Annotated in this window: 9 protein-coding genes; 7 read left to right on the top strand and 2 right to left on the bottom strand. The window is 74.5% G+C overall.

What is annotated here, in order from left to right; genetic code table 11:
- Window positions 1–131: 131 nt before the first annotated feature.
- From C1I99_RS26205 to C1I99_RS26235, 7 genes are all read left to right on the top strand, one after another.
- Window positions 132–629 carry an SPFH domain-containing protein gene (locus C1I99_RS26205; RefSeq protein ID WP_111136864.1) on the top strand — a complete coding sequence of 166 codons (498 nt, stop codon included), beginning with the start codon at window positions 132–134 and terminating at the stop codon, window positions 627–629.
- 109 nt (window positions 630–738) lie between these two features.
- Window positions 739–1,302, top strand: a complete 564-nt coding sequence (locus C1I99_RS26210; protein ID WP_111136858.1) for a YceD family protein — start codon at window positions 739–741, stop codon at window positions 1,300–1,302.
- A gap of 5 nt (window positions 1,303–1,307) precedes the next feature.
- Window positions 1,308–1,481 (top strand): 50S ribosomal protein L32, encoded by a 174-nt coding sequence (gene rpmF / locus C1I99_RS26215; RefSeq protein WP_076470490.1) that lies wholly within the window; start codon window positions 1,308–1,310, stop codon window positions 1,479–1,481.
- Between the two features lie 114 nt (window positions 1,482–1,595).
- On the top strand, window positions 1,596–2,591 hold the full coding sequence (locus C1I99_RS26220) for a phosphate acyltransferase PlsX (protein ID WP_111136859.1): 996 nt from the start codon (window positions 1,596–1,598) through the stop codon (window positions 2,589–2,591).
- Window positions 2,588–3,418 (top strand): ribonuclease III, encoded by an 831-nt coding sequence (rnc, locus tag C1I99_RS26225; protein WP_111136860.1) that lies wholly within the window; start codon window positions 2,588–2,590, stop codon window positions 3,416–3,418. Before C1I99_RS26220 ends, rnc begins: the two co-directional genes overlap by 4 nt.
- Window positions 3,411–4,268: a bifunctional DNA-formamidopyrimidine glycosylase/DNA-(apurinic or apyrimidinic site) lyase gene (mutM, locus tag C1I99_RS26230; protein ID WP_111136861.1), complete on the top strand. Its 858-nt coding sequence runs from the start codon at window positions 3,411–3,413 to the stop codon at window positions 4,266–4,268. Before rnc ends, mutM begins: the two co-directional genes overlap by 8 nt.
- A 313-nt stretch (window positions 4,269–4,581) precedes the next feature.
- Window positions 4,582–6,801, top strand: coding sequence for an MMPL family transporter (locus tag C1I99_RS26235; protein ID WP_111136862.1), 2,220 nt, complete (start codon window positions 4,582–4,584; stop codon window positions 6,799–6,801).
- 16 nt (window positions 6,802–6,817) lie between these two features.
- On the opposite strand, the gene C1I99_RS26240 is transcribed toward C1I99_RS26235, so the two are convergent.
- Entirely contained in the window at window positions 6,818–7,669 is an 852-nt protein-coding gene (locus C1I99_RS26240; protein WP_111136863.1) for an endo alpha-1,4 polygalactosaminidase, read from the bottom strand.
- A gap of 106 nt (window positions 7,670–7,775) precedes the next feature.
- Window positions 7,776–8,311, bottom strand: a 536-nt coding sequence (locus C1I99_RS26245; protein ID WP_233512724.1) for a CAP domain-containing protein, incomplete at its 5' end; no start/stop codon positions are given.

An 8,311-nucleotide genomic window follows, 5' to 3' on the forward strand; every position in this document is an offset into this window, starting at 1 on the left:
GGGCACGACGCGCCGGGGTGGGGTGGATCGGGCGAGGTTCGCCCGCGCACGACATCATGTGTGCAGCGCCGAAACTGGGCGCAGGGCCGCATCATGTAGGTCGGCTGACGAACGACAGGAGTGAGGTGCCGGTGGACCCGCTCGATCGCATCGACGAACTGATCGCCATGGTGGAGCAGGCGCGCTCCGTCCCGATGTCGCGCAACAACTGCATGGTCGACCGGGGGGAGATGATCGCGGCGCTCGACGATCTGCGCGCCGAACTCCCCGCCGACCTGCGCCGGGCCGCCGCGCTGCTGGAGGAGCGGGACAAGATCATGGAGGCCGGCAAGCGCGAGGCCGACCGGATCATCAGCGAGGGTGAGGCGGAACACGCCCGGCTGGTCTCCGTGAACGAGATCACCGTCTCCGCCGAGCACGAGGGTGCCCGGATCATCGCCGAGGCCCGCGCCGAGGCCCAGCGGCTGCGCGAGGAGGTCGACGACTACGTCGACACCGCGCTGGCGAACTTCGAGCAGTTCCTCACCCGGGCGTTGGCGTCGATCGAGCGCGGTCGCGACAAGATGCACGCGCTGCGGGAGATCGGCACCTTCGCCGGCGACGAGGCGGAGCGCCCGCTACCCTTCTGAGCGGCACCGCAAGCAGCCGGCAGGCGGGGCGGCGGCGCCCCCGGTTCGACGATCCGGCGGTCGCCCAGGTAACCTTTTTTGTCGGCCTCTCACCGGCCGGAGTCTGACTATGCCCAAACACACGCCTTCCCCACTCAACCCCAGGTCGCCGCTGGTCCTCGACACGAGAGACCTGCCGCGTCGGCCTGGTGCGTTGCGTACGGTCAAGCGGGTGGTGCCGGCACCGGCGGACCTCGGCGTGGAGTTGATCGGCGTGCCGGAGGGCGCGGACCTCGACCTCGACCTGAGGCTGGAGTCGGTGTCCGAGGGCGTACTCGTCTCGGGGACCGTCAGCGGTCCGGTGCGGGGCGAGTGCGGCCGCTGCCTGCGCGAGATCAACGCCTCGATGGTCGTGCGGATCCAGGAGCTGTACGCGTACGAGAACAGCACCACGGATACCACGACCGACGAGGACGAGGTGGGCCGGATGCAGGGAGACCTGATCGACCTGGAGCCGGCGCTGCGGGACGCGGTGGTGCTCACACTGCCGACCAACCCGCTCTGCCGGGAGGACTGCCCAGGCCTGTGCCCCGAGTGCGGGGTGCACCGGGACGAGCTGCCGGCCGACCACAGTCACCAGCAGATCGACCCGCGTTGGGCGGGCCTGTCGCAACTGACCCGTAAAGAGGAGTAAGAACCGTGGCCGTCCCCAAGCGCAAGATGTCGCGCAGCAACACCCGGTCCCGCCGGGCGCAGTGGAAGACCGCGGCGGTCGCGACCGTGGCCTGCCCGCAGTGCAAGTCCCCGAAGCTGCCGCACGCGGCGTGCTCCGTCTGCGGCACCTACAACGGCCGCCAGGTCCTCGAGGTCTGACCTGGACGCCGAGTGACGCCCCCGACCCCTGGTCGGGCGGCGCGCGCGCCCTGGCACTCGCCGGGTGCCCCGGCTCCCTCCGGCGCCGGCCGGCCTGCTCCGGCCGGCGTTCCGGTGGAGCCGGGCACCGCGCGGATCGCCGTTGACCTCCTCGGCGGGGACAATGCTCCCGCCGTCGTGGTTGACGGCGCTCTGCGGGCCGTGCGCGCCGACCCCGACCTGCACCTGCTGCTCGTCGGCCCGCCCGAGGCCGCCGGCCGGCTGATCGACACCCTGGATCCGGCGCAGCGCGCCCGGGTCGCCGTCCGGCCGGTGCACGCCGCCGTCGGCATGGCCGACCACCCCAGCGCGGCGCGCGGCGACAGCACCGTCCGCGCCGCCGTGCACGCCGTCCGCGAGGGCGCCGCGGACGCCCTGGTCTCCGCCGGCTCGACCGGCGCCACCGTCACCGCCGCCGCGCTCGGCCTCGGCCGCTGGCCGGACGTCCGCAGCCCGGCGCTGGTGGCCACCCTGCCGGCCGTCGCAGGCCCGGTGGTCCTGCTGGACGTCGGCGGCTCGCTGGAGCCGCGTCCGGCCGTCCTGGCCCGCCACGCCGTGCTCGGCACCGCCTACGCCGCCGTCGCGCACGCCGTCGGGGCACCCCGGGTCGGGCTGCTCTCCGTCGGCAGCGAGGCCGGCAAGGGCGACCGGGCCCGCCGGCTCGCCGACCCCGCCCTCGCCGCCGCGGCGCTGCCCTGCGGCGGCCGCTACATCGGCCTGGTCGAGGGGTACGACGTCTCGCTCGGCACGCGCGCCGATGTGGTGGTCACCGACGGGTTCACCGGTAACGTGCTGCTCAAGGCGATCGAGGGCGCGTACGCGATGGCCGGCGGGCCCCCGGCCGGCGGTGGCGCTCCCCGCGCCGCCGCCCTGCTCGGGGTGGCCGGGACGGTGGTCGTCTGCCACGGCGCCGCCCGCGCGGACGACGTCGCCTCCGGCATCGCGCTCGCCGCCCACCTGTGGCGCCGGCGCGCCGCCGACCTGGTCCGGGCGCTGCTGGACGGCGCCGACGCGGGGGACCGCGAGGACACCACCGACCGCATCACCGACACCGAGGTACCGACATCATGAGCAACGACAAGCGGCGGCGGGCATCCGTCGGTCACCTGGAGGCCGCCTTCGGCGTCAGCCTCGACCCGGAGCTGCTGGAGCGGGCGCTGACCCACCGCTCCTACGCGTACGAGAACGGCGGCCTGCCCACCAACGAGCGGCTGGAGTTCCTGGGCGACTCGGTGCTCGGCGTGGTGATCACGACGGCGCTCTTCCACAACCACCCCGACCTGCCCGAGGGGCAGCTGGCCAAGTTGCGGGCCAGCGTGGTCAACATGCGCGCCCTCGCCGACGTGGCGCGCGGGCTGGGCCCGGACGGGCTCGGCGCCTACCTGCTGCTCGGCAAGGGGGAGGAGACCACCGGCGGCCGGGACAAGGCGAGCATCCTCGCCGACACCCTGGAGGCACTGCTCGGCGCGATCTACCTCCAGTACGGGCTGGACACCGCGGCGATCGTGATCCACCGGCTCTTCGACCCGCTGATGGCCGAGTCGGCCGGGCGCGGCGCGGCCCTGGACTGGAAGACCAGCCTCCAGGAGCTGACCGCGGCGCTCGGGCTCGGCGTGCCGGAGTACCGCATCGAGGGCACCGGGCCGGACCACCTGAAGACCTTCACCGCCTGGGTGGTGGTGGCCGGCAACCGCTACGGCGGCGCCGAGGGGCGCAGCAAGAAGGAGGCCGAGCAGCGGGCCGCCGAGTCGGCCTGGCGGACGCTCACCGAGCAGGCGGAGCGCGAGGCGGCGGCGGACGGGCCGGCCGTGGCGGGCGCCGCGCCGGAGCCGACCGGGGACACCCGGGGCACGGTGGACGCCGGCGTCGCCGGCGAGCCGGGGCTGCGCGGTGCCTGAGCTGCCCGAGGTCGAGACGGTCCGGCAGGGGCTGGCCCAGTGGGTCATTGGCCGGCGGATCGCCTCGGTCGAGGTGCGCCACCCGCGCGCGGTACGCCGGCACACGCCCGGCGGTGAGCACTTCGCCGACGTGCTGGCCGGGCGGACGGTGCTCGACGTCCGCCGCCGCGGCAAGTACCTCTGGCTGCCGTTGGACAGCGGGGACGCCGTCGTCGGGCACCTCGGCATGTCCGGCCAGCTGCTGCTCCAGCCGGCCGACGCCCCGGACGAGACGCACCTGCGGGTCCGGTTCCGGTTCGCCGACGCCGGCCCCGAGCTGCGTTTCGTCGACCAGCGCACGTTCGGCGGGCTCGCCGTGTCGGAGGGCGGGGCGGAGCTGCCGGCGGAGATCGCGCACATCGCCCGGGACCCGATCGACCCACAGTTCTCCGACGCGGCCTTCGTCGCCGCGCTGCGCCGCCGCCGGACCGAGGTCAAGCGGGCCCTGCTGGACCAGACCCTGATCTCCGGGGTGGGCAACATCTACGCCGACGAGGCGCTGTGGCGGGCGAGGCTGCACGGCGCCCGCCCCACCGACGTGCTGACCGGCCCGGCCGCGCTGCGGCTGCTCGGGCACGTCCGGGACGTGCTCGGCGAGGCGATCAAGGAGGGCGGCACCAGCTTCGACGCCCTCTACGTCAACGTCAACGGGGAGAGCGGCTACTTCGACCGGTCGCTGAACGTCTACGGCCGGGAGGGTCAGCCGTGCCGCCGCTGCGGCGCGCCGGTCCGCCGGGAGGCGTTCATGAACCGTTCGTCGTACAGCTGCCCGCGCTGCCAGCCCCGCCCCCGGGGCTCCCTGCGCGGCTGAGCCCGCGCCGTCGCGGGCGGCTCCGGCGGCTCCGGCGGCTCGCGCCCCGTCGGTGGACACCGGGAGTCCCCTGGGGGAACGACCCGGAGCCGACTCCGGGTCGGCAGCGGCGCGTCGCGCGTGTCCGGTCCGGGGAGGGCCCGGCCGGGGCGTCCGCTTCGGCGGGATCGCCCGCGCCGGCGGGCCGGATCGTCTGAACGGGGCGGGCCGCGACGTCCGGGGAAGGCCGGGGCGCGGCCCCGATGTCCGGGCGTCGGCACGTCCCTAACGTCAGCCCCGTGGACCGGGGGTTGACGTGACAGGGGGATCCGGAATGGGGGCGAGACCGGTGACGGTGCGGTTGGCGCGCTGGAGTGCGGAGCACCCGTGGCGCGCCATCGCGCTGTGGGTGGTGTTCGTGGCGGTGTGCTTCGTCGGAGGGAACGCCGTCGGCCTCAACGAGGCCACCGACTCCGACCAGGCGATCGGCGAGTCGGGCCGGGCCGGGCTGATCGTCGACGCCGGGAGGTTCGACGACCCGGCGGTGGAGAACGTCCTCATCACGCCGCGCGGCGGCACGCTCGACGCGGCGGCGGCGCGGGCCGCGGCCGACGACGCCGCCGCCCGGCTGCGCACCGTGGACGGGGTGGCCTCGGTCGGCCAGCCGGTGCTGGCCCTTGACGGCTCCGCGTTGCTGCTGCCGATCACGATGTCCGGTGACCCGGAGACCGCGTCGGACCGGGTGCGGCCGCTGCGCGACATCACCGCCGGGGTCCAGGCCGGGCACCCGCAGCTGCGCGTCGAACAGGTCGGCGGGCCGTCGATCAACAAGGCGCTCGACGACACTCTCGGCCGGGACTTCCAGCGGGCCGAGCTGCTCAGCCTCCCGGTGACCCTGGCCATCCTGATCATCGCCTTCGGCGCGCTGATCGCAGCCGGCGTTCCGGTGCTGCTGGCGCTCTCCTCGGTGGCCGCCGCGATGGGGTTGTCCACCCTGGCCTCGCACCTGGTGCCGGCGACCGACGTCACGGCCAGCGTCATCCTGCTGATCGGCATGGCGGTCGGGGTTGACTACTCGCTGTTCTACGTGCGCCGCGAGCGGGAGGAGCGGGCCAAGGGACGGTCCGGCCTGGACGCCGTCGAGATCGCCGCGGAGACCTCCGGGCACGCCGTGGTGGTCTCCGGCGTCGCCGTGATCATCTCGATGGCCGGGCTGCTGCTGGCGGGTGACGCGGTCTTCTCCTCCCTCGCGGTGGGTTCGATCCTGGTGGTGGCGGTCGCGGTGACCGGCTCGCTGACCGTGTTGCCGGCGCTGCTGGCCAAGCTCGGGCGCTGGGTCGACCGGCCCCGGGTGCCGCTGCTGTGGCGGCTCACCGCGCCGCGCACCGGGCGGCACGGCGCCCCGGCGAAGCCCTGGTTCTGGCCGGCCGTGCTGAGGCCCGCGCTGCGGGCGCCGGTGGCGACCCTGGTGGTCTCGGTCGGGCTGCTGCTCGCCCTGGCCGTCCCGGCGCTCGGGATGAAGCTGAAGTTTCCCGGCATGGAGGATCTGCCGCGCAGCACCCCGGCGATGCAGGCGTACGACCGGCTCACCGCGGCCTTCCCGAGCACCGGCACCAGCCACACGGTCGCGGTGCGGGCGCCGGCCGCCGAGGCCGACCGGGTACGGACGGCGCTGGCCGAGCTGGCTGCCCGGGCGTCGGCCGACCCGCTCTTCGCGCCCACCGAGGCGGACGGCCCGAAGATCGAGGTGTCGACCGACCACCGGGTGTCCGTGCTGGAGGTCGCCACCCCGTACGCCAGCCGTGACGACGAGGCGGTGCGGTCACTGGAGCGGCTCCGCGACGAGCTGGTCCCGGCCACCCTCGCCGGGGTGCCCGGGGCCGAGTACGCGGTCGGCGGCGGGGTCGCCGCCAGCGAGGACTACGCGCGGCACGTACGGGGGAAGCTGCCGATCGTGATGGGCTTCGTGCTGGCGCTCACCTTCCTGGTGATGACCTGGACGTTCCGCTCGGTGGTGATCGCGGCCAGCTCGATCCTGCTCAACCTGCTCTCCGCGGGCGCCGCGTACGGGCTGCTGGTGCTGGTCTTCCAGGGCGGCTGGGCCGAGGACCTGCTCGGCTTCACCTCGATGGGCGCGATCGTCTCCTGGCTGCCGCTGTTCCTCTTCGTGGTGCTGTTCGGGCTCTCGATGGACTACCACGTCTTCGTGGTCAGCCGGATCCGCGAGGGCGTCCGGGCCGGCATGGCCAACCGGGCGGCGGTGGCGTACGGCATCACGTCCTCCGCCGGCGTGGTGACCAGCGCGGCCATCGTGATGGTCGGAGTCTTCTCGATCTTCGCCACGCTGAGCACGATCGACATGAAACAGCTCGGCATCGGCCTGGCGGCGGCGATCCTGCTGGACGCCACGATCATCCGGGCCGTGGTGCTGCCGGCGCTGATGACCCTGCTCGGCGACGCGAACTGGTGGGCGCCGCGCTTCCTGCGCCCCCGCTCCGCCCCGGCACCCACCGACCCGCAGGCGCCGGCCCCGGAGCTAATCGCCACCCACTGACCCACCCCAGGAACGGTCAGGGGGAGTCGGGGGGAGGGCAGGTTTGGCGCCAGGCGTCCAGGTGCGGCTGCTTGCGGATGGAGGAGAACCCGTAGCCGATCGTCTCGACGCAGAAGTCCGTGGTCGAGGCGGCGTACTCGACGTGGAACACCGGCTTGCCCGCCTCGACGAACGGCAGCAGCTTGGCGCACTGGCGCAGCCGGACGCACTCCTCGTTGACCGCGAAGTCGAAGTCCGGCGCCAGCGCCGCCACCTGTGGCACGTCGTTGATCAGGCCGGGCGAGAGGTCGAGGGTCCGGGCCAGCTCCGCCAGCCGGCGGTTGAACAGCAGCTGGTCGTCGAAGTCGAGCGGGAACCCGGACCGGTGGGTGTACCCGTCGGCGTCGGCGAACGCGACCGCCCCGAAGCCCTTGCCCCGGCAGAGCCGGAACCGGTCGGCCAGCACCGGCCGCAGCGTGTCCCACTGCCGTACGTCCAGCCACCGGCTCTGCGCGCGGCGCGCCGGGGCGCCGCGTACCGCGCTGGGAAGGCGGCCCGCGTCCGGGTCGGTCGGCAGGAACGACCCGACGTGCACGTGGCAGACCAACCGGCGGTCCCGGGAGCGCAGCTCGGCGGTCTGCGCGGCCGTGGTGGTGACCGGGTCGAGCAGGAAGACCTCCGCCTCGACGGTCGGGTCCAGCACCCCGCTGAGCTGCCACTGCCACTGCCATCGCCGGGCCGACTCGGCAGGCCACGAGGTCGGCGCGTCGGGCGGGGTCAGTTCGACCCGGCAGGCGTACACCGGTGTCAGCAGCGCGAGGGCGAGGCACGCCGGCAGGGCCCGGCGCAGGCCACGCCTGACGGCGCGCGTACGCAGCCGGATCCGCATCGGCAGCTCCCGGGTCGCGGGCGGCCCTGGCCGCCCGGAGCGGGTACGCCGCGTCGGCGTACCTTCACCCGGTCCAACGAGCGCGGACCCGGCTGCGACTCGCCGCTCAGCGCGGCGCGGCGAAGACCTGCGTCCAGTACGGCCCGTTGCTGCTCGCCACCCCCACACCGATCTCGGTGAAGGCGCAGTTGAGGATGTTGGCCCGGTGACCGGGGCTGTTCATCCAGGCGTCCATCACCGCGGCCGGGGTCTTCTGGTTCCAGGCGACGTTCTCACCATAGGTGCGCCAGGAGTAGCCGACCCGGTCCAGCCGGTCGCCCGCGTCGCTGCCGTCGCTGCCGGTGTGCGACATGTCCTGGTGGTCGGCCTGGTCCTGGCTGTGCCGCTGGGCGGCGGTCATCAGCTTGTCGTCGATGCTCAGCGCGCCGCAGCCGGCCTTGGCCCGTTCGGCGTTGACCAGGTCGACCACCTCGCGGGCCTGGGCGCTGACGCCGCTGGCGGCGGGCGCCGTGCTGGTCGGCGCGCTGCTGCGCTCGGCGAGCTGGCGCGACGGGGCGGTGGTGCGCGACGGCGAGGGCTTCGGTTTGGTGGTCCTGGTCGGCGAGGGGGTCGGCTTCGCCGTGGTCGGCGTGGCGCTGGGGC

The sequence above is a fragment of the Micromonospora deserti genome (genome assembly GCF_003236335.1).
Classification (GTDB): Bacteria; Actinomycetota; Actinomycetes; order Mycobacteriales; family Micromonosporaceae; genus Micromonospora; species Micromonospora deserti.

Bases quoted from the DNA above. Each gene is read 5' to 3' on its own strand.
- rnc (WP_111136860.1), top strand. From the start codon at position 2,588: ATGAGCAACGACAAGCGGCGGCGGGCATCCGTCGGTCACCTGGAGGCC.
- C1I99_RS26240 (WP_111136863.1), bottom strand. From the start codon at position 7,669: ATGCGGATCCGGCTGCGTACGCGCGCCGTCAGGCGTGGCCTGCGCCGG.
- C1I99_RS26235 (WP_111136862.1), top strand. From the start codon at position 4,582: ATGGGGGCGAGACCGGTGACGGTGCGGTTGGCGCGCTGGAGTGCGGAG.
- C1I99_RS26210 (WP_111136858.1), top strand. From the start codon at position 739: ATGCCCAAACACACGCCTTCCCCACTCAACCCCAGGTCGCCGCTGGTC.